Origin of the sequence: Amycolatopsis sp. lyj-346, from assembly GCF_046548975.1 — a bacterium.
Taxonomy (GTDB): domain Bacteria; phylum Actinomycetota; class Actinomycetes; order Mycobacteriales; family Pseudonocardiaceae; genus Amycolatopsis.
In genome coordinates this window covers 353,036-372,952 of record NZ_JAJPWT010000005.1, presented here as the reverse complement: position 1 = coordinate 372,952, position 19,917 = coordinate 353,036, and the positions used below count along the sequence as shown (strand labels likewise).

The window sequence follows — 19,917 nt, the reverse complement described above, 5'->3', positions numbered from 1 at the left end:
CCCGCCTCGCCGCACAACACGGACGCACCCCGCGGCCAACCGGCCGCCGCACCACCTGCCAGCCATCACGGCGACCATCTACGCAACGTCACCAGATCGGCCCTCGACGCGCTCACGTCGGAGGCCGGTTTCTCATGCCCGCTCGTCCGGGCGTTCGGAGGCAAGTCATGGCGCACTCGCGCGCAACCAGTCGGCAGTTACTCAAGATTGCGGAGGTCTGCGACGAGTTGGACATCGCACCGTCCACTTTCTACGAATGGCGCGCGAAGGACTGCGCGCCGAAGTGCATCAAGCTCCCCAACGGCAGCGTCCGGATTCGCCGCGCTGACCTGGAAGCCTGGCTCGAAGACCGTGAGGTGGCAGCGTGATCAACTCGTCCTACAACGTCCGGGTCTGGGCGCTCGACACGCGCCGCAACGCGGCGGGGCAAATCACCAGCTATCGCGTGCGGTGGCGTGTCGAGCGCGAGGATTTCCGCGAGTCATTCAAGCACTACCGGCAGGCGGAGAACTTCCGCTCGGACTTGCTGTCCGCGCAGAACAAGGGCGAGTCGTTCGACCTGGTATCCGGCCTGCCGTCTTCGATGACGCGGCCCAAGGGAGACATGTCCTGGTACGACTTCACGGTCGCCTACATCGACATGAAGTGGCCGGACACCGCCGCCACCGCGCGACAGACAAGGGCCGAAGCGCTGATGCGCGTGATGCCGGTCTTCATCAAGGCAAGCAAGAACTCGCCGGACGCGAAGGTGGTGCGGTCCGCGCTGCGACAGTGGGGATACAACACCGAATACCGCACCGCCCGCGAGGTGCCTGCCGACGTGCGCAAGGTGCTCGACTGGCTGGCGCGCAACACGTTGTCGGTCAAGGCGGCCACCGACCCGGACATCCTTCGGGCGCTGCAGCGCGCCGTGACGCGGCGGCTGGACGGCAAGAAGTTCGCCCCGAGCGTGGCCCGCAAGACGCGCGGCGTGCTGTTCAACGCGCTCGACTACGCCATCGAAAAGAAGCTGATCGAGGCGAACCCCCTGGCGTCGGTGAAGTGGACCGCGATGCCCAAGGGCAAGCGCAAGGTCGACACGCGAGCGGTGCCGAACCCGATCCAGGCCCGCACGTTGCTGGCCGGCGTCGGCGCGCTGCCACGCAGCGGGCCACGGCTGGAAGCGTTCTTCGGCACCATGTACTACGCCGGCTTGCGGCCGGAGGAAGCCGTATCGCTGAACAAGCGGAACCTGGCGTCCTTCCCCGAGCCGGTCTGGAACGAGGAGACGAACGAGTTCGACTACGACTGGGGCGAGTTCCGTCTCGACAAGGCAGAGCCGCACGTCGGTGGCCGGTGGACCGACAGTGGGAAACCCCGCGACGACCGGCCGCTCAAGTCCCGCGACGACGACGAGGAACGCACCGTGGCGTTCCCGCCGGACCTGACTCGGCTGCTGTGGCGGCATGTGCGGATGTTCGGGTACGGGCCGGATGGCCGGCTGTTCCAGGCAGAGCAGGGTGGCGAGATACCGATGATCACCTACACGCGCGCCTGGCGGGCGGCGCGCAAGGCGGTTCTAACCGAGCAGGTTCGCGCCACGCCGCTCGCTGCCCGACCGTACGACCTTCGCCACGCGGCCGTCAGCACCCAGCTGGCCGCGGGGGTTGACCCGGCGACGGTAGCCGAGTGGGCCGGCCACTCGGTCGCGGTGCTACTGGAGATTTACGCCGCGTTTCTGGACGGGGGACAGGCTGCCAACCGGGCGCGGATCGAGAAGATCCTTGGCCACAAGCCGAAAGGCGAGTCCTGACGGTAGGTAGTCAGGGATGCGACGCTGGCGGGGCGGGGCCTGTGCAACAACAACTGCTGAGCCGAAAGGGTGATCATGGTGTCGCATGACGAAGCGAGTCCTGAAGACGAAGAAGGCTCGCTCGCTGGCCTTGTCAGTGGCATCTGCCGCAAGTGCGAGGCAGAGGTCGTGGACGTCACGCCGGACGAGGGGCAGCGCTGGGAGGAGCAGCATCGCAGCACGTGTCCGCGCCGTGATGAGCTGCCGATCTGGTGAAAGAACGGCTGCGTCCGTGGGCACGCATTGGGCGTGAACACTCGTTCATAATCGGATGCAGCTGGAGTCAGCCGGAGTGCGGGAAGAACCGCTTCATGCTCGAAACCGCTGGTGGGAAGCGGTTTTTCCCGCTCCCGTAGGGTGCCCTCGGCAGGATTCGAACCTGCGACACCTGCCTCCGGAGGGCAGTGCTCTATCCCCTGAGCTACGAGGGCCCATCGCTGGGCGACTCCGAAAGCTTAGCGCATGCCCCGAGACCCTCTTCCCGCAGGTGGCCCGACTGACAACCGCGCTGGTCAGGGGGTGAAGTTGATCGATTCGGCGGGACGTCGCTAGCGTGGTAGGCCCACCTGAAGGAGCCGAGATGGCCGAGCCGTTCCAGGTAGTTCTCGATGAGGGCGATGTCGCCGATCTGCGGGAGCGGCTGCGGCGGACTCGGTGGCCCGAGGCGGAGACCGTCGATGACTGGTCGCAGGGTGTTCCGCTCGCCTACGTGCGCGAGCTCTGCCGTGATTGGGGCGAGGAGTACGACTTCGGGTTCGCCCGGCGGCTCAACGCCTTTCCGCAGTTCCGGGCCACCGTCGACGGGGTCGGCCTGCACTTCCTGCACGTTCGGTCGCCGGTGGCCGATGCGCTGCCGCTCGTGCTCACGCACGGGTGGCCGGGGTCCGTGCTGGAGTTCCTCGACGTCCTCGGGCCGCTGACCGATCCCGCCGCGTACGGCGGTGATCCCGCCGATGCCTTCCACGTGGTCGCGCCGTCGCTGCCCGGGTTCGGGTGGAGTGACAAGCCCGCGCTGAAGATCCGGCGGGTCGCCGAGCTGTGGGACCGGCTCATGACGTCGCTCGGCTACGACCGCTACGGCGCGCAGGGCGGTGACTGGGGTGCCGCCATCACGAACGCGGTGGCGCGGTCCGGCCACGTCGCCGGTGTGCACGTCAACTTCGCGCCCGTGCGGATGGACACCGCCGATCCGACGCCCGGGGAGCGTCAGGCCCTCGCCGACCTCGAGGAGTTCCGGCGGACCGGCAGTGGCTACTCCGCCCAGCAGGGCACCCGCCCGCAGACGCTCGGCTACGGCCTCACCGACTCGCCCGCCGGGCAGGCCGCCTGGATCGCCGAGAAGTTCTGGGCCTGGACCGACCACAAGGGTCACCCGGAGGAAGCCGTCGACCGGCAGTGCATCCTGGACGCGATCTCCGTCTACTGGTTCACCGCGACGGCGGTCTCGTCGGCGCGGATGTACTGGGAGAACAACGACCGCGATCTGTCCACAGTGGATGTTCCGGCCGGGGTTTCGGTGTTTCCCAAGGAGATCGTCCGGCCGTCGCGGCGGCAGGCCGAGCAGCGCTACACCGATCTGCGCTGGTTCGAGGAGCTGCCCGCCGGTGGGCACTTCGCCGCGCTGGAGCAGCCGGCGCTGTTCGTCGAGCAGGTCCGCGGGTTCTTCCGGCTCGTGCGGTAGGGGCGACGCCGAAGCGTGACGAATCCATCAGGCGGGAAGCCCCGGCTGGTGGATTGGGCGGCTTTGCCGTGCGCGGTAGCTTGCGAAAGGGTGATCTTAGGCTGCCCTCTGTTGCATATATGCGCATCCGACTATATGTTTGGCCGGACGGTAACCGGGAACGGAGGCGGCATGGGTCAGGGACACGGCCACGGGCACACGATCGCGCCGGCGAGCGCGTCGGGGCGCCACGTGCGGGCGCTGGCCATCGCCCTGGCCATCGGCGCCGGGTTCATGGTGCTCGAGTTCGCCGTCAGCCTGACGACCGGCTCGCTGGCCCTGATGTCGGACGCGGCGCACATGTTCACCGACGTCCTCGGCGTCGGCATGGCACTGGCCGCGATCATGCTGGCGCGGCGCAGCGGGCCGACGGTCGGCCGCACGTTCGGGCTCTACCGCGCGGAGGTGCTGGCGGCGCTCGCCAACGCGCTGCTGCTGTTCGGTGTCGCGGGGTACGTCCTGGTCGAAGCGATCGGCCGCATCGGCGACCCGCCGGCGGTCCCCGGCCTGCCGGTCCTGCTGGCCGCGGCGGCCGGCCTGGTGGCCAACCTGGTGTCGTTCGCGGTGCTGCGCGCGGGCGCGAAGGAGAGCCTCAACGTCCGCGGCGCGTACCTCGAGGTACTGGCCGACCTGATCGGCTCGGTCGGCGTCCTGGTCAGCGGCGCGGTGACGCTGCTGACGGGCTGGCGCTACGCCGACCCGATCATCGGTGTCGCGATCGGGCTGTGGGTGCTGCCCCGCACGTGGACGCTGGCCCGCCGGGCGCTGCGCATCCTGTTCCAGCACGCACCGCAGGGCGTCGACGTCGGAGCGATCAGCGCGGAGCTGTCGGCGCTCCCGGGCGTGGCCGACGTGCACGACCTGCACGTCTGGACGCTGACGTCGGGCATGGAGGTGGCCTCGGCGCACCTGACGCTGGCGCCGCCGGCCCAGCAGTCGGACGTGCTGACGGAGGCGCAGAACCTGCTCTCTTCGCGGTACGCGATCGAGCACGCGACGCTGCAGGTGGAGGCGCCGCAGTGCGCGCGCCGCTGCCAGGAACTGTCCTGGTGACGCTGTAACAGCGGGGCCGGCCGGGGAAGATTCAAAAGCTCGACTCTGGCGAAGGACACGGCGACGGTCGCGGTGAAGGACGCGTACGCGGGCCTGAAGTCCGGCGTACGGCGTCTCGTCGGCCGCGATGCCGGACGACCCCGGGGAGCTGGCCGAGCGAACGTGGGCGACGACGCGGAGGTGCTCGAAACCGCGCGGGCCGTGCTGCGCGAGGCAGACCCGGACCTCCAGGATGCTCTCGATCGGCGCAAACGCGTCCTCGGTGAGAACCATCCCGACACGCTCAGAACCGCCGAAGCGCTCAAGAAGGCCGGCTAAAGAGGCTGGGCGCCCCGGCCCGAAAGCATCAGCTTGATCTGGTCCATTTCCGCGCCCTGCGACGTCAGAATGCTGTTCACCAGGGCCTTCAACGCCGGCAGCGACGAATGCGCCGCCGCGTACTGGGCCATTGACGTCCCGCCTTCATGGTGGCGGAGCATCAGCTGCAGGAAGTACACGTCGAAAGCGCGGCCCGACAGGGACCGCAGCTTCTTCAGCTCCGTGTCCGTCGCCATGCCCGGCATCAGCGGGCCGCCCGCCGGGTTGACCGACGAGGGGGTCATCGACATCCCGTCGTGGCCCGGCATCGGTTCCGTCATCCACTGCATCGGGGCGCCGATCGGCTGCTCGGGCTGGTCCCACAGCATGAGCCAGCCCTTCATGCGGCCGACCTGCTCGAGCTGCGTCCGCTCGATGTCGAACGACAGCTGCTCGATCTCCGGGTCGGTCGAGCGGTCGCGGGCGATGCCCGCCATCGTCACCGCCTGGAGGTGGTGCGTCGACATGTCCTGAGCGAAGCCGACCTCGACGGAGCCGGCGGCCGGGGTGGCCGCGGCCGGTTCGTCGACGGCGCGGGTGAGGAACATCCCCGCCGTCGCGCCGAGCAGCAGGACCGCGAGGAGCGTCCCGCCGATGATCACCCAGCGCGACCAGGTCGGCTGCTCGGTGACCTCTTCGGTGTCGAGGCCGGCTTCGGTGGTCACTTGGTCGGCGGGGCGGAAGCGGGGGCGGGGGCGGGGGCGGACGGCGCGCCGCCCTGGTCACTCTGGGCGGCGGTGCTGCCCTTGTAGTCCATCGGCTTCGCGTCGGGACCCGGCTTCGACGGGTCGAACGGCGGCGGGTTGTCCGGGTCGAACTGGCCCGGCACCGCGTCGCAGGACGCGCCGACCTCGGGGTACACGCCGTTCGGGTTGCTCCGCAGCGCCACGATGAACTGGTCGATCCGCGGGTCGTTGGCGTCGTCCAGCTTCAGCTGGTGGCCCCACGACTGCAGCGAGATCGGCTTGTCCAGGCCCGGGTAGGGCGACATCATCGTGTACGGCTTGTCCTTGGCGCGGACGCTCAGCAGGTTGAGCGCCTCGCCGGTGACCTGCTGCGGGTTGTAGGCGATCCAGACGGCGCCGTGCTCGAGCGCGTGCACCATGTTCTCGGTGCGGACCGCGGTCGGGTACACGATGCCGGTGCAGGTGGCCCACGTCTGGTCGTGCGGGCCGCCGAACGGCGGGGTCTTGTCGTAGGCGACGCGCTCGGTCGGGAGCACGTGGACGCTGCCCGTGTAGGTCGCGGTCACCACGCCGGGGATGCGCTTCGAGGGATCGGGTTCCGACGCGGTCGGCGCGAACGAGGCGGCGGCGGCCTCGCGGTCGGCCTGCTCACGCTTCGGCGCGGACTGCACCATGTAGTAGATGATCACCGAGGCGGCCAGCGCCACGATGGCGATGACGGCGACGATCGTGCCCCAGGGCGTGCCCTTCTTGCTCACCACGGAGCCACGGGCCGCCTTCACCGCCGACCCCTTTTTCCGAGTTGTCCCGTTCGCCATGGCTCCCGCGTTCTCCCTCTGGTGGCTGCGGACGGATTCCCGCCCGGGCCAGTGTAGAGACCACGCGTCTGATCACCGTTAACGCCTCACAGACCAACCGGCCGTGACGTGGCCGAGACCGATGCACGCGCCGGACCTGGGCACACCTAGAATTCGGCGGGTGACTCCCGCCGCTCTCGCCGACCTGGTCCGCAGCTCCGCCGTGCAGGTGCTCGCCGCACGCGGCATCGACGACGCCGTGCTGCCGGAGCAGGTGACCATCGAACGCCCGCGCAACCCCGACCACGGCGATTACGCGACGAACCTCGCCCTCCAGGTGGCCAAGAAGGCCGGCCTCAAGCCGCGTGACTTCGCCGAGGCGCTCGCCGCGGCGGTCTCGGCGGACGACGGCGTCGCCTCGGCCGAGGTCGCCGGGCCCGGCTTCCTCAACTTCCGCCTCGCCGCGGCCGCGCAGGGCGACATCGTGCGCCAGGTCCTCGACGCCGGCGCCGGGTACGGCCGCGGCGACACGCTGACCGGCACCCGGATCAACCTCGAGTTCGTCTCGGCGAACCCGACCGGCCCGATCCACCTCGGCGGCACCCGCTGGGCAGCGGTCGGCGACGCGCTGGGCCGGGTGCTCGCCGCGCAGGGCGCCGACGTCACCCGCGAGTACTACTTCAACGACGCCGGCGCCCAGATCGACCGGTTCGTCCGGTCCCTGATCGCCGCCGGGAAGGGCGACCCCGCGCCCGAGGACGGCTACGCCGGCGGGTACATCAACGACATCGCCGCCGAGGTCATCAAGGCCGAGCCGAGTGCGCTGTCCCTGCCGGAGGAGCAGCGGCACGAGACGTTCCGCCGGATCGGCATCGAGCTGATGTTCACCGAGATCCGGCAGAGCCTGCACGAGTTCGGCACCGACTTCGACGTCTACTTCCACGAGAACTCGCTGCACGAGTCCGGCGCGGTCGGCGCCGCCGTCCAGCAGCTGAAGGACTCCGGGAACCTGTACTTCGACGAGGGCGCCTGGTGGCTGCGCTCGACGGAGTACGGCGACGACAAGGACCGCGTCGTCATCAAGCAGGACGGCAACCCGGCCTACATCGCCGGTGACCTGGCCTACTTCAAGGACAAGCGCAACCGCGGCTTCGACCTGTGCATCTACATGCTCGGCGCGGACCACCACGGCTACATCGCCCGGCTCAAGGCCGCGGCGGCCGCGTTCGGCGACGACCCGGCGACGGTCGAGGTGCTGATCGGCCAGATGGTCAACCTGGTCAGCGACGGCAAGCCGGTCCGGATGTCCAAGCGCGCGGGCACCGTGATCACCATGGAGGACCTGGTCGAGGCCGTCGGCGTCGACCCGGCCCGCTACGAGCTGATCCGGTACTCCGTCGACTCCACTTTGGACGTCGACCTGGACCTGCTGCGCAAGCACTCCAACGACAACCCCGTCTACTACGTCCAGTACGCGCACGCGCGGCTGGCGTCCCTGCAGCGCAACGCCGCCGATCTCGGCTTGAAGTCTGCTTCGGACGTCGATTTCGGACTGCTGACGCTGCCCGCCGAGGGCGACCTGATCCGCACCATCGGCGAATTCCCGGAAACCGTGCGCCGCGCCGCCGACATGCGGGAGCCGCACCGGATCGCGCGCTACCTCGAAGAACTCGCGGGCGCCTACCACAAGTTCTACACCGTGGGCCGCGTGCTGCCCATGGGCGACGAAGAGGCGACCCCTCTGACGTACGCCCGGCTCGCGCTGTGCGAGGCCGCCCGCCAGGTCCTGGCGAACGGCCTTGCCCTCCTCGGTGTCTCCGCTCCGGAACGGATGTAAGAAATGGCGCACCCCGCAGGCCCAAGGCACGCCGACGTCTACCCACACGCCGACACCTCCGGGCTTCAGCCGTCCGGGGTCGAGGAGCTCGACAACCTGCCGGCGAAGGTGTGGCCGCGCAACACCTTCCGCGGCGCCGACGGCGTCGTCCGGATCGCCGGTGTCGACGTCCGCGAGCTCGCCGAACGGCACGGCACGCCCCTGTTCGTGGTCGACGAAGCCGACTTCAAGTCGCGCTGCGCGGACTACGCCGAGGCGTTCGACGACCCCTCGCTCGTGCACTACGCGTCCAAGGCGTTCCTCTCCATCGAGATCGCCCGCTGGGTCGCCGAGCAGGGGCTCAGCCTGGACGTCTGCAGTGGCGGCGAGCTCGCCGTGGCGCAGCGCGCGGACTTCCCGGCCGAGCGGATCACCTTCCACGGCAACAACAAGTCGCCCGCCGAGCTCGAAGCCGCGGTCGCCGCCGGGGTCGGCACGGTCGTGCTCGACTCCTACTTCGAGATCGCCCGGCTGGCCGACATCGCCGCGCGGCACGACATCGTGCAGCCGGTGCTGATCCGGGTGACCGTCGGCGTCGAGGCGCACACCCACGAGTTCATCGCGACCGCCCACGAGGACCAGAAGTTCGGCTTCTCGCTGGCGAGCGGTTACGCCGCCGAGGCGGTCCGCCGGGTGCTCAACGCGCGTTCGCTCAAGCTCGTCGGCCTGCACAGCCACATCGGCTCGCAGATCTTCGACGCCGACGGCTTCGAGGTCGCCGCCCGCCGCGTCGTCGGGCTGCTCGCCGACCTGGCCAAGGAGCACGGCCCGGAGCTGCTCGACCAGCTGAGCCTGGTCGACCTCGGCGGCGGGTTCGGCATCGCCTACACCGAGAAGGACAACCCGCCGCCGCCCGCGCAGATGATCACGCAGATCCGTGAGATCGTCCGCAAGGAGTGCGCGTACGCGGGCCTGCCGGTGCCGCGGATCGCCGGCGAGCCGGGCCGCGCGATCGCCGGTCCGGGCACGGTCACGCTGTACGAGGTCGGCACCATCAAGGACGTCTCGCTCGGCGACGAGTCGGCGCGGCGGTACGTCAGCGTCGACGGCGGGATGAGCGACAACATCCGCACCGCGCTCTACGACGCGGTCTACGACGTCCGGCTGGTTTCCCGTTCCGCGGGCGACAACGAGCAGCCGGTACCGGCCGTGTTGTCCCGGGTCGTGGGAAAACACTGTGAGTCCGGCGACATCGTCGTACGAGACTGCTGGCTGCCCGACACGCTGGCTCCCGGCGACCTGCTGGCGGTCGCGGCGACCGGCGCGTACTGCTACTCGATGGCGAGCACGTACAACCGGATGCCCCGCCCGGCCGTGGTCGCCGTGCGCAACGGCAGCTCACGGCTGCTGCTGCGGCGGGAGACGACCGACGACATGCTGCGCCTGGAGGTCTGAGCAACAGTGTCTGCTTCCGAACTGCCTGCTTCCGAACTGCCTGCGGCCGAACGACGTCCGATCCGGGTCGCGCTGCTCGGCTGCGGGACCGTCGGCGGCCAGGTCGCCCGGCTGCTCACCGAGCAGGCCGGGGAACTGGCCGCCCGCGCCGGCACGCCGGTCGAGCTGGCCGGCATCGCCGTCCGCCGCCCGGACAAGCACCCCGAGCTGCCCCCGGAGCTGCTGACCGCCGACGTCGAGCAGCTCGTGACCTCCGACGACGTCGACGTCGTGGTCGAGCTGGTCGGCGGGATCGAACCGGTGCGCGGCTGGCTGCTCGCCGCGCTGAAGGCCGGGAAGTCCGTCGTCACGGCGAACAAGGCGCTGCTCGCCGAGCACTCCGCCGACCTGTTCGAGGCCGCCGACGCCGCGGGCGCCGACCTGTACTTCGAGGCGGCGGTGGCCGGGGCCATCCCGCTGCTGCGCCCGCTGCGGGAGTCGCTGGCCGGCGACCGGATCACCCGCGTGATGGGCATCGTCAACGGCACCACGAACTACATCCTGTCCGCGATGGACTCCACCGGCGCGGGCTACGCCGAGACGCTCGACGAGGCCAGCCGGCTCGGGTACGCCGAGGCCGACCCGACCGCCGACGTCGACGGCTACGACGCCGCGTCGAAGGCCGCGATCCTCGCTTCCCTCGCCTTCCACACCCGCGTCACGGCGTCGGACGTGCACCGCGAGGGCATCGCCGACGTCACCGCCGCGGATCTTGCCGCGGCCCGGATGCTCGGCCGGACGGTGAAGCTGCTGGCCATCTGCGAGCGGGTCACCGACGACGACGGCGTCGAGTCGGTGTCCGCCCGGGTGCACCCGGTGATGATCCCGCGCAGCCACCAGCTGGCGGGTGTCGGCGGTGCGTTCAACGCCGTCTACGTCGAAGCCGACGCGGCGGGCGAGCTGATGTTCTACGGCCAGGGCGCGGGCGGCGCGCCCACGGCGAGCGCGGTGCTCGGCGACCTCGTCGCGGTGGCCCGCAACCGGGTCGTCGGCGGCCGCGGCCCCCGCGAATCGGCGCACGCGGCCCTGCCGGTGCGGCCGATGGGCCAGACGCCGACCCGGTACCACGTCAGCCTGTCCGTCGCCGACCGCGCCGGTGTGCTCGCCCAGGTGGCGCAGGCGTTCGCCGACCACGGCGTCAGCATCGCGGCCGTGCGGCAGAGCGACGTCGGCGACCGCGCGAGCCTCGTCGTGGTGACGCACCAGGCGCCGGACGCCGCCCTGCAGTCCACTGTGGACGAAATCGGGCGGCTCGACGTCGTCCACGAAGTTGTCAGCGTGATGCGCGTGGAAGGCGAAGACGCATGATCAGGCAGCCCTGGCCGGGAATCATCGAGGCGTACCGGGACCGCGTCCCGGTCCCGGACGGCGCGCGGGTCATCACGCTCGGGGAGGGCAACACGCCGCTGCTGCCCGCCCACCACCTCTCCGAGCTGACCGGATGCGAGGTGTACCTCAAGGTCGAGGGCGCCAACCCGACCGGCTCGTTCAAGGACCGCGGGATGACCGTGGCCATCACCCACGCGCTGGCCAGCGGGCTCAAGGCGGTGATCTGCGCGTCGACCGGCAACACCTCCGCCTCGGCCGCCGCCTACGCCGCCCGCGCCGGGCTCACCTGCGCGGTGCTGGTGCCGCAGGGCAAGATCGCGATGGGCAAGCTCGCCCAGGCCGTGCTGCACGGCGCGCGGATCCTGCAGGTCGACGGCAACTTCGACGACTGCCTGGAGCTGGCCCGCAAGACCGCGGCCGACTACCCGGTCACGCTCGTCAACTCGGTCAACCCGGTGCGCATCGCCGGCCAGAAGACCGCGGCCTTCGAGATCTGCGACGTGCTCGGCACGGCGCCCGACATCCACTGCCTGCCGGTCGGCAACGCCGGCAACATCACCGCCTACTGGGCGGGGTACGGGGAGTACGCCGCCGACGATGTGGTGAAGAACACGCCGCGGATGTTCGGCTTCCAGGCGGCCGGTGCGGCGCCGCTGGTGCACGGCGAGCCGGTGCGCGACCCGGACACGATCGCGACGGCCATCCGGATCGGCAGCCCGGCGTCGTGGGCCGCCGCGGTGAAGGCGAAGGACGAGTCGGACGGGCTCTTCGAAGCCGTCACCGACGAGAAGATCCTCGAGGCCTACCGGCTGCTGGCCGGCCGCGAAGGCGTCTTCGTCGAGCCGGCCTCGGCCACCAGCGTGGCGGGCCTGCTGGCCACGGCGGCCGACGGCAGGCTCCCGCGCGGGTCTCGCGTGGTCTGCACGGTCACCGGGCACGGCCTGAAGGACCCCCAGACGGCACTGGCGGGCAACGTCGAGGTCGAACCGCTGGCCGTGGACCCCTCGGCCGTCGCGGCGGCCCTGGACCTGCGGTGAGCGCCACCCTGCCAGCGCCCCAATGTGGCCTTGGGTGCGTTGGACGCACCGAAGGCCACATTGGGTGCGTTGAGCGCACCGAAGGCCACCTTGGGGCGCTCCGGTGAGCGGCGGGTTCCGGGTGACCGTTCCGGCGTCCACGGCGAACCTCGGGCCCGGCTTCGACGCCTTCGGGATGGCGCTGAGCCTGTACGACGTCGTCGAAGTGCGGGTCACCGACACCGGGCTCAAGGTCGAGGTGGCGGACGCCGGCGCCGGTGACGTCGCGGACGTCCCCACCGACGAGACGCACCTGGTCGTGCGGGCGATCCGCGCAACCTGTGAGCACCTCGGCGTCGAGCCGCCCGGCCTGCACCTGCGCTGCTTCAACGCCATCCCGCACGCCCGCGGCCTCGGCTCGTCCGCGGCCGCGGTGGTGTCCGGGGTGGCCGCCGGGTACGCCCTCGCGGGCCGGGAGATCGACGTGTCCGGCGCGCTGCAGCTGGCCGCCGGGTTCGAAGGCCACGCCGACAACGCCGCCGCGAGCCTGCTCGGCGGGCTGGTACTCGCCTGGTGCGACGACGGGCGCTTCCACGCCGAACGGCTCACGCCGCACGCGTCGATCCGGCCGGTCGTGGCCGTGCCGTCGGTGCGCTCGGCCACCGCCACGACGCGCGGCCTGCTGCCGTCGGTCGTGCCGCACGCCGACGCCGCGCACAACGCCGGCCGGGCCGCGCTCGCCGTCCACGCGCTGACGGCGAAGCCGGAGCTGCTGCTCGCGGCCACCGAGGACCGCCTGCACCAGCACTACCGTGCCCCCGCGTACCCGGCCAGCACGGAGCTGGTGGCGACGCTCCGTGCACAGGGCGTGCCCGCCGCCATCTCCGGCGCCGGTCCGACGGTGCTCGCCCTGACCACCGGCGGAATACTTCCCCCTGACGTGCGCGTTGACGATTTCGACGTCCTCGAGCTGCCCGTGGATCTCACGGGTGTGCAGGTTGCGGTGCAGTAAAGGGTGGGTCACGTGCCTGCCGCCAGGCCCGCCACGCGGGGGGTGGTTGTTGCACCCGGCACCGCTGCGGTCTACCCTCGGGGGCGTTCGATCACCGTGCGTTTCCGCACCCGATGCCGGTCCCGGGGAATCCCGAGGATCGCATCCTTCGTCGATCCGCCGAATCCGCACCGCCTGGCACGCGGGGTAACGCGGAGGGACGCAGGCGGGTTTCCGGTCTCGGCGGTGCCGAATTCCGTGTCCTCCGAATGGAGGACGCAAACCCCTGTGGTGGAGGCGCTCCCGCTGTGTTTCGCACGGCCGAAGAGCTCATCTCCCGTATCGGGGGGCAGATACGCCGGTTCGCGATCAGAAGCGAGCGGCAGTCCGCTGATCCGCCTGGAGGCGTGGATCGGTCAGGAAGGACATGTGTGAGCAACACCGATCTTTTGAGCGACGTGGGTAGCGACACGGCCGGGTCGAACGGCACCGCCCCCGCTCCCAAGCGGACGGTCGGCGGGCTGACCGGCAAGACCGTCGCCGAACTGCGTTCGCTGGCTGGGGAGCTCGGCGTCGGCGAGACGACGGGCATGCGCAAGGGCGATCTGATCGCCGCGATCCGTGAGCGCCAGGGCAAGTCTCGCAAGCCACGTGCGACGGCCGAGACGCTGCCGCTGGAGGGCGTCGGAGAGCCGCCCAAGGCGGCTCCCAAGGCCGAGGCACCCGCCGCTCCGGTGGAGACCAAGCCGGAGCCGAAGGCCGAGGCGCCCGCCTCCGCGCCGTCGGACGCCCAGCCGCAGGCCGAGCGCCCGCAGCAGGACGGCCAGGCCCAGGACGGCCAGCCCGAGGAGGGCGGCCGCAGCAGGCGCCGGCGCGGTGCGAACCGCGCCGCCGGTGCGCCGGACGGCCAGCAGGGCGGCGACCGTCAGCAGGGCGGTGACCGTCAGCAGGGCGGCGACCGCCAGCAGGGCGGTGACCGTCAGCAGGGCGGTGACCGTCAGCAGGGTCAGGGTGGCGACCGCCCGCAGGGCGACCGCAACCGCGACCAGCAGCGTCAGGAGCGCCAGGAGCGTCAGGGCGGTGGCAGCCGCGGCGACAACCGGGGCGACAACCGCCAGGACGGCAACCGTCAGCGCAACAGCCAGCAGGACGGCAGCCGCGGCGGTCAGGACAACCGCGCCCAGCAGCAGCAGGACGACGACGAGGAAGGCGGCCGTCGCGGCCGTCGCTTCCGCGATCGCCGTCGCCGGGGCACGGGCGGCGGTCAGCGCGAGGGCGGTTCGCCGGACACCGAGATCCGCGAGGACGACGTCCTGCTGCCCGTGGCGGGCATCCTGGACGTGCTCGACAACTACGCGTTCGTCCGCACCTCCGGCTACCTCGCCGGCCCGAACGACGTGTACGTCTCGCTGTCGCTGGTCCGCAAGTACGGCCTGCGCCGCGGTGACGCGATCACCGGTGTCGTGCGCCAGCCGCGCGACGGCGAGCAGCAGCGGCAGAAGTTCAACCCGCTGGTGCGCGTCGACTCGATCAACGGGCTGGAGCCGGACGAGGCCAAGCGGCGTCCCGACTTCACCAAGCTGACCCCGCTGTACCCGAACGAGCGGCTGCGCCTCGAGACCGAGTCGCACAAGCTCACCACTCGCGTGATCGACCTGATCATGCCGGTCGGCAAGGGGCAGCGCGCCCTGATCGTGTCGCCGCCGAAGGCGGGCAAGACCACGATCATGCAGGACATCGCGAACGCGATCTCCACGAACAACCCCGAGTGCCACCTGATGGTCGTCCTGGTCGACGAGCGTCCGGAAGAGGTCACCGACATGCAGCGCTCGGTGAAGGGCGAGGTCATCGCCTCGACCTTCGACCGGCCGCCGTCCGACCACACGTCGGTCGCGGAGCTGTCGATCGAGCGGGCCAAGCGCCTGGTCGAGATGGGCCACGACGTCGTCGTGCTGCTCGACTCGATCACCCGCCTCGGCCGCGCGTACAACCTGGCGGCCCCGGCGTCCGGCCGGATCCTGTCCGGTGGTGTCGACTCGACGGCGCTGTACCCGCCGAAGCGGTTCCTGGGTGCGGCGCGCAACATCGAGAACGGCGGCTCGCTGACCATCTTCGCCACGGCGATGGTCGAGACCGGCTCGACGATGGACACGGTCATCTTCGAGGAGTTCAAGGGCACCGGCAACGCCGAGCTCAAGCTCGACCGGAAGATCGCCGAGCGCCGGGTGTTCCCGGCGGTCGACGTCAACCCGTCCGGTACCCGCAAGGACGAGCTGCTGCTCTCGCCGGACGAGCTCGCGGTCACCGTGAAGCTGAGCCGGGTGCTGCACGCGCTCGACTCGCAGCAGGCCATCGACCTGCTGATCTCGCGGCTGCGCAAGACCAAGACCAACGTCGAGTTCCTCATGCAGGTCTCGAAGACCGCCCTCGGCGGCGGCGAAGACGACTGAGTCCTGGCTGCGGAAGGGGCCTTCCCGGGTGTCCGGGGAGGCCCCTTCCAGGTCGGGAATAGCTGGTCAGCGGGGTGCGTTCCAGTACACGTCTGCCCGTCTGGCAGAATCACCCGCTGAAGTCCGGCGCCGGTTCACCCCGCGAGAACGACTGGGGACCCGGAGCCAACGAGAGAGGACACCATGAAGAGCGGTATTCACCCCGAGTACGTGGTCACGGACGTGAACTGCGACTGCGGTAACAGCTTCACCACGCGCAGCACCAAGACCAGCGGCAACATCCACGTCGAGATCTGCTCGAACTGCCACCCGTTCTACACGGGCAAGCAGAAGATCATGGACACCGGTGGCCGGGTCGCGCGCTTCGAGGCTCGCTACGGCAAGCGTCAGAAGAAGGACGCCGACGCCAAGTAGCTTGATCAACGGCGCCCATCCGGTACTTCCGGGTGGGCGCCGTTTCTTGTTTTTGTCTTTTCCGGGCTGAGAGGTGGCTGAGGTGGATTCGAGCTCGCTCAAGGGACTGCTCGCCGAACACGCGGAGCTGGAGACCCAGCTGGCGGACCCGGCGGTGCACGCCGACCAGGCGCGCGCCCGCAAGCTCGGCCGCCGCTACGCCGAGCTGTCGCCGGTGGTTCGGGCCGTCCACGAGCTGGACACCGTCCGCGACGACCTCTCGGCCGCGAAGGAGATGGCCTCGGAGGACGCGGAGTTCGCCGCGGAGGCCGAGGAGCTGAGCGCGCGGATCCCCGACCTCGAGTCCAAGCTGACCGAGCTGCTGCTGCCGCGCGACCCGTACGACGGCTCCGACGTCGTGATGGAGATCAAGTCCGGCGAGGGCGGCGAGGAGTCGGCCCTGTTCGCCGGCGACCTGCTGCGGATGTACCTGCGCTACGCCGAGCGCCACGGCTGGAAGGCGGAGGTCCTCGACTCGGTGGACTCCGACCTGGGTGGCTTCAAGGACGTCACGCTGTCGATCAAGAGCAGGACGGCCGGCGTCGACGGCGTGTGGTCCCGCCTGAAGTTCGAGGGCGGCGTCCACCGCGTCCAGCGCGTGCCTGCGACCGAGTCGCAGGGCCGCATCCACACGTCCGCGTCCGGCGTGCTGATCTACCCGGAGCCGGAGGAGGTCGAGGTCGAGATCGACCCGAACGACCTGCGCATCGACGTGTTCCGGTCCTCGGGCCCGGGCGGCCAGAGCGTCAACACGACCGACTCGGCGGTCCGGATCACCCACCTGCCGACGGGCATCGTGGTGTCCTGCCAGAACGAGAAGTCCCAGATCCAGAACCGCGCCCGGGCCCTGCAGGTGCTCCAGGCCCGCCTGCAGGCGATCGCCGAGGAGGAAGCGGCGGCGAAGGCGTCGGACGCCCGCCGTTCGCAGGTCCGGACGGTGGACCGTTCGGAGCGCATCAGGACGTACAACTACCCGGAGAACCGCATTTCGGACCACCGGGTGAACTACAAGGCGTACAACCTCGACCAGGTCCTGGACGGCGACCTGGACGGTGTCCTGGACGCCCTGGCGACCGCGGACCGCGAAGAGCGCCTGGCGGCCCAGTCGGGCTGACCCGGGCCCGATCCGCGCCGCGGACCCTAGCCGGACCAGAAACCGGTGATGAAGCGCAGGTAGATCATGCCGCAGACCAGCGCGTTCGCGTACAGCACGACGTGCACCGCGCCGCGCAGCCGCGGGCGGCGCTCGCCGAACAGGACCAGCGCCACGTACATCACCAGGCACGGCAGCAGGTAGCGGTGGACCGACACCACGTTGTTGTTCATCGTCAGCATCACGATCGACGCGAACCCGAACAGCGCCAGCGGGACGCCCTTCGAACGCAGCGCCACCAGGACGTACACCGACGACGCGAACAGCAACGCCAGGCCGATCATCGGCAGCACGTGGCTCATCAGCGTCCACGCGTCCATCCGGGTGTCCCCGAGCAGCGCGTGGCCCGTGATCTTGGCTTCGCGCCACAGCGTCTCGAGGATGTTCGGGTTGAACTGGTGGTACGCCCACGCCCGCACGCCCTTGAGCGCGTTGAAGCTGGCGAAGAAGTCGCCGGTCTGGATCTTCATGGCGATCAGCACGCCGCCGAGGCCGAGGAACGCCGCCGGGAACCACAGGAGGTTCCACGACAGCAGGCCGCGCAGCTTCCAGTCCTTCGACCGCCAGAACTCCAGGAAGCACAGGCCGACGAACACCGCCGCGGTGATGCGGGAGGCCGTCAGCGGAATCAGCGTCAGGCCCATCCAGAGCCATTGGCGGCGCAGCGCGAACAGGTAGGCCCAGAAGCCCAGCGCGCAGAACACCGCTTCGCTGTAGAACGAGTGCAGGAAGAACGCGGCGGGCGCGGTGAGGAACGCCGCGACGACCAGCCACGGGGCCCGCTCGCCGTCGAAGAAGTGGCGGCCGATCTTCAGCAGCGCCACCGCGGCCAGCCAGGTGGCCACCAGGTTGACCAGGAACCCGGCGGCGAGCAGGCCGAGCGTGCCGAAGCTGGCCGTCTGCACCAGCCAGACCAGTAGCGGGAACACCGGGTAGAACGCCCGTGTCGGGGCGTAGCTGCCGGTGTAGGCGTGCATGGCGATTTCGCCGTAGTTGCCGGCGTCCCAGCGGTAGGTGTGCGCCAGGAGGCTCATCGTCGAGCCGATGCCGGTCTTCGGGATGCCCTCGTCGATCGGGCTGGACGGCGCGAACAGGTACGCCAGGGCGATCAGCACCAGGTTCCAGGCCAGCACCACGGCGAAGACGCGGGCGTAGTCGCCGTTCAGCCAGGCCCAGCGGCTCGCGCGGGCTGCCTCCGGGCGCTCCGGCTCGGCCTGGCCGGCGACCCGGGACGGGACGGCCGTGCTAGTCATGCGTAACCTCCGCGACCGGCGTCTCGGCCGCCACGGGCCGGTGCCGGAAGACGACCTTGTTGTAGAGCACGTAGTTCCAGACCAGGCCGACCGCGATCCCGGCGAACTTCGGGATCAGCACGTTCACCCCGGGGAACGCGCTGGTGACCGCGAAGATGATCGCCGCCTGCACCACCCACAGGCCGAACGCGGTGACGCCGAAGAACAGCAGCGCCTGGCGGCGGACGTTGCCGTCCTTGGCGCGGAACGTGAAGTTCCGGTTCAGCGTGAAGCTGAGGAGCATGCCCGTGGTCGTCGAGATGAAGTTCGCGACGAACAGCGGGACACCCAGCGTCACCAGCAGCGCGTAGCCGAGGGCGTCGACCAGCGTGTTCGCCACGCCGACCAGCCCGAAGCGCAGCTGGGTCGCCGAGATCAGCTTCACCGGGCGCTTCTTCCCGCGTCGGCGCCCTCACGGGCCTCCGCCGGCACCGCCGGGCCCGTGCGCACCGACGCGACGCCGTAGAGCGGCCGGTTCTGCACCTGCGAGTACGTGCGGCCGATGTAGCTGCCGAGCACGCCGAGCATGATGATCTGGATCCCGCCGAGGAAGAACATCGCGATCCCGAGGAAGGCCCAGCCGGGCACCGCGGTCTCCGGCGCGAACAGCTTGACGCCGCCGACGTAGAGGACCCCGACGAAGCTCAGGAACGAGATCAGGTAGCCCATGCGCGTGATCATCCGGAGCGGCGTCACCGAGAAGCCGAGGATGCCGTCGGCGGCGAAGCGCAGCATCTTGCGCAGCGGGTAGCCGGTGACGCCGGCGTGCCGCTTGTCGCGGTCGAACTGCACGGCCGTCTGCTTGAAGCCGATGTAGCTGACCAGCCCGCGCAGGAAGCGGTCGCGCTCGCGGTACTTGCGCAGCTCGTCGACCACCTTGCGGTCGATCAGCCGGAAGTCGCCGGTGTTCTTCGGGATGTCGACCGCGGCCATCTTCCGCAGGAACCAGTAGAATCCGCCGGCGGTGAGCTTCTTGAACGTCGAGTCCTGGCGCGAGCGCCGCTGGGCGTAGACGACGTCGAAGCCCTCTTCCCACTTTTCGATCAGCTCGAGCGCCACCCGCGGCGGGTCCTGCATGTCGCTGTCCATGATCACGACGGCGTCCGCGTCGACCAGGTCCAGCCCGGCGGTGACGGCCATCTGGTGGCCGAAGTTGCGGGAGAGCTCGACCACCGTGACCCGTTCGTCACGGGCGCTGAGCTCGGTGAGCTTGGCCAGCGAGCCGTCCCGGCTGCCGTCGTCGACGTAGAGGAAGCTGAAGTCGTACTTCCCGGCGAGGGGGGCGGTCACCTCGTCCACCGTCCGGTGCAGCAGGTCGATGTTCTCTTCCTCGTTGTAGATCGGGAAGATGAACGCCACCCGGCGGGTGATCGGCTCTGTGGGCACTGCGGGGCTCCCCGGAGTTCGGTGCGGAACGGGTTCGGGCGGCGCCGTCGAGCAGGCGAATCCCCGACCCGGTGCCCTGCATCCTAGAAGATC

General features: G+C 70.3%; 19 protein-coding genes and 1 tRNA gene. 14 read left to right on the top strand and 6 right to left on the bottom strand.

The window, feature by feature from the left end; translation table 11 throughout:
* The first annotated feature begins 167 nt into the window (after positions 1-167).
* The 3 genes from ACLJQE_RS19485 (at position 168) to ACLJQE_RS19475 (ending at position 2,047) form a co-directional block, all read left to right on the top strand.
* A complete protein-coding gene (locus ACLJQE_RS19485) occupies positions 168-368 on the top strand; it encodes a helix-turn-helix transcriptional regulator (RefSeq protein ID WP_410640674.1) in 201 nt (66 codons plus the stop codon).
* Positions 365-1,792: a tyrosine-type recombinase/integrase gene (locus ACLJQE_RS19480; RefSeq protein WP_410640673.1), complete on the top strand. Its 1,428-nt coding sequence runs from the start codon at positions 365-367 to the stop codon at positions 1,790-1,792. Before ACLJQE_RS19485 ends, ACLJQE_RS19480 begins: the two co-directional genes overlap by 4 nt.
* A 78-nt stretch (positions 1,793-1,870) precedes the next feature.
* Complete coding sequence (locus ACLJQE_RS19475) at positions 1,871-2,047, top strand: hypothetical protein (protein WP_410640672.1); 177 nt, start codon at positions 1,871-1,873, stop codon at positions 2,045-2,047.
* Between the two features lie 142 nt (positions 2,048-2,189).
* Here the strand turns inward: ACLJQE_RS19475 and ACLJQE_RS19470 are convergent.
* A tRNA-Arg gene (locus tag ACLJQE_RS19470) sits at positions 2,190-2,262 on the bottom strand.
* 149 nt (positions 2,263-2,411) lie between these two features.
* Between ACLJQE_RS19470 and ACLJQE_RS19465 the strand changes: the two genes are divergently transcribed.
* From ACLJQE_RS19465 to ACLJQE_RS19455, 3 genes are all read left to right on the top strand, one after another.
* Complete coding sequence (locus ACLJQE_RS19465; protein WP_410640671.1) at positions 2,412-3,512, top strand: epoxide hydrolase family protein; 1,101 nt, start codon at positions 2,412-2,414, stop codon at positions 3,510-3,512.
* Between the two features lie 171 nt (positions 3,513-3,683).
* The gene (locus tag ACLJQE_RS19460) at positions 3,684-4,604 is read left to right on the top strand and encodes a cation diffusion facilitator family transporter (RefSeq protein WP_410640670.1); all 921 of its coding nucleotides are present in this window, start codon (positions 3,684-3,686) and stop codon (positions 4,602-4,604) included.
* Between the two features lie 162 nt (positions 4,605-4,766).
* Positions 4,767-4,922 (top strand): tetratricopeptide repeat protein, encoded by a 156-nt coding sequence (locus ACLJQE_RS19455; RefSeq protein WP_410640669.1) that lies wholly within the window; start codon positions 4,767-4,769, stop codon positions 4,920-4,922.
* Here ACLJQE_RS19455 and ACLJQE_RS19450 read toward each other — a convergent pair.
* Together ACLJQE_RS19450 and ACLJQE_RS19445 are read right to left on the bottom strand one after the other, a co-directional pair.
* Positions 4,919-5,626 (bottom strand): DUF305 domain-containing protein, encoded by a 708-nt coding sequence (locus tag ACLJQE_RS19450; protein ID WP_410640668.1) that lies wholly within the window; start codon positions 5,624-5,626, stop codon positions 4,919-4,921. The two genes, ACLJQE_RS19455 and ACLJQE_RS19450, sit on opposite strands and share 4 nt — an antisense overlap.
* A complete protein-coding gene (locus ACLJQE_RS19445) occupies positions 5,623-6,429 on the bottom strand; it encodes a DUF3105 domain-containing protein (protein WP_410640667.1) in 807 nt (268 codons plus the stop codon). The genes ACLJQE_RS19450 and ACLJQE_RS19445 overlap by 4 nt, the downstream gene beginning before the upstream one ends.
* 196 nt (positions 6,430-6,625) lie before the next feature.
* Between ACLJQE_RS19445 and argS the strand changes: the two genes are divergently transcribed.
* The 8 genes from argS to prfA all read left to right on the top strand — a co-directional run bounded on the left by argS (position 6,626) and on the right by prfA (position 17,107).
* The gene (gene argS, locus ACLJQE_RS19440) at positions 6,626-8,281 is read left to right on the top strand and encodes an arginine--tRNA ligase (RefSeq protein ID WP_410640665.1); all 1,656 of its coding nucleotides are present in this window, start codon (positions 6,626-6,628) and stop codon (positions 8,279-8,281) included.
* Positions 8,282-8,284: 3 nt separating this feature from the next.
* Complete coding sequence (lysA, locus tag ACLJQE_RS19435; protein ID WP_410640664.1) at positions 8,285-9,715, top strand: diaminopimelate decarboxylase; 1,431 nt, start codon at positions 8,285-8,287, stop codon at positions 9,713-9,715.
* 21 nt (positions 9,716-9,736) lie between these two features.
* Positions 9,737-11,062: a homoserine dehydrogenase gene (locus ACLJQE_RS19430; protein ID WP_410640811.1), complete on the top strand. Its 1,326-nt coding sequence runs from the start codon at positions 9,737-9,739 to the stop codon at positions 11,060-11,062.
* A complete protein-coding gene (gene thrC, locus ACLJQE_RS19425; protein ID WP_410640663.1) occupies positions 11,059-12,120 on the top strand; it encodes a threonine synthase in 1,062 nt (353 codons plus the stop codon). Before ACLJQE_RS19430 ends, thrC begins: the two co-directional genes overlap by 4 nt.
* A 103-nt stretch (positions 12,121-12,223) precedes the next feature.
* A complete protein-coding gene (gene thrB / locus ACLJQE_RS19420; protein WP_410640661.1) occupies positions 12,224-13,111 on the top strand; it encodes a homoserine kinase in 888 nt (295 codons plus the stop codon).
* A gap of 410 nt (positions 13,112-13,521) precedes the next feature.
* Entirely contained in the window at positions 13,522-15,540 is a 2,019-nt protein-coding gene (rho, locus tag ACLJQE_RS19415) for a transcription termination factor Rho (RefSeq protein ID WP_410640660.1), read from the top strand.
* A 183-nt stretch (positions 15,541-15,723) separates the two neighbouring features.
* The gene (gene rpmE / locus ACLJQE_RS19410; protein WP_410640659.1) at positions 15,724-15,954 is read left to right on the top strand and encodes a 50S ribosomal protein L31; all 231 of its coding nucleotides are present in this window, start codon (positions 15,724-15,726) and stop codon (positions 15,952-15,954) included.
* A gap of 82 nt (positions 15,955-16,036) precedes the next feature.
* On the top strand, positions 16,037-17,107 hold the full coding sequence (gene prfA, locus ACLJQE_RS19405; protein WP_410640658.1) for a peptide chain release factor 1: 1,071 nt from the start codon (positions 16,037-16,039) through the stop codon (positions 17,105-17,107).
* A gap of 26 nt (positions 17,108-17,133) precedes the next feature.
* On the opposite strand, the gene ACLJQE_RS19400 is transcribed toward prfA, so the two are convergent.
* The 3 genes from ACLJQE_RS19400 to ACLJQE_RS19390 are packed head-to-tail and all read right to left on the bottom strand — an operon-like array spanning position 17,134 to position 19,824.
* Entirely contained in the window at positions 17,134-18,399 is a 1,266-nt protein-coding gene (locus ACLJQE_RS19400; RefSeq protein WP_410640657.1) for a mannosyltransferase family protein, read from the bottom strand.
* Positions 18,392-18,823: a GtrA family protein gene (locus tag ACLJQE_RS19395; RefSeq protein ID WP_410640656.1), complete on the bottom strand. Its 432-nt coding sequence runs from the start codon at positions 18,821-18,823 to the stop codon at positions 18,392-18,394. Before ACLJQE_RS19395 ends, ACLJQE_RS19400 begins: the two co-directional genes overlap by 8 nt.
* Complete coding sequence (locus ACLJQE_RS19390; RefSeq protein WP_410640655.1) at positions 18,820-19,824, bottom strand: glycosyltransferase family 2 protein; 1,005 nt, start codon at positions 19,822-19,824, stop codon at positions 18,820-18,822. The genes ACLJQE_RS19395 and ACLJQE_RS19390 overlap by 4 nt, the downstream gene beginning before the upstream one ends.
* Between the last annotated feature and the right edge of the window lie 93 nt (positions 19,825-19,917).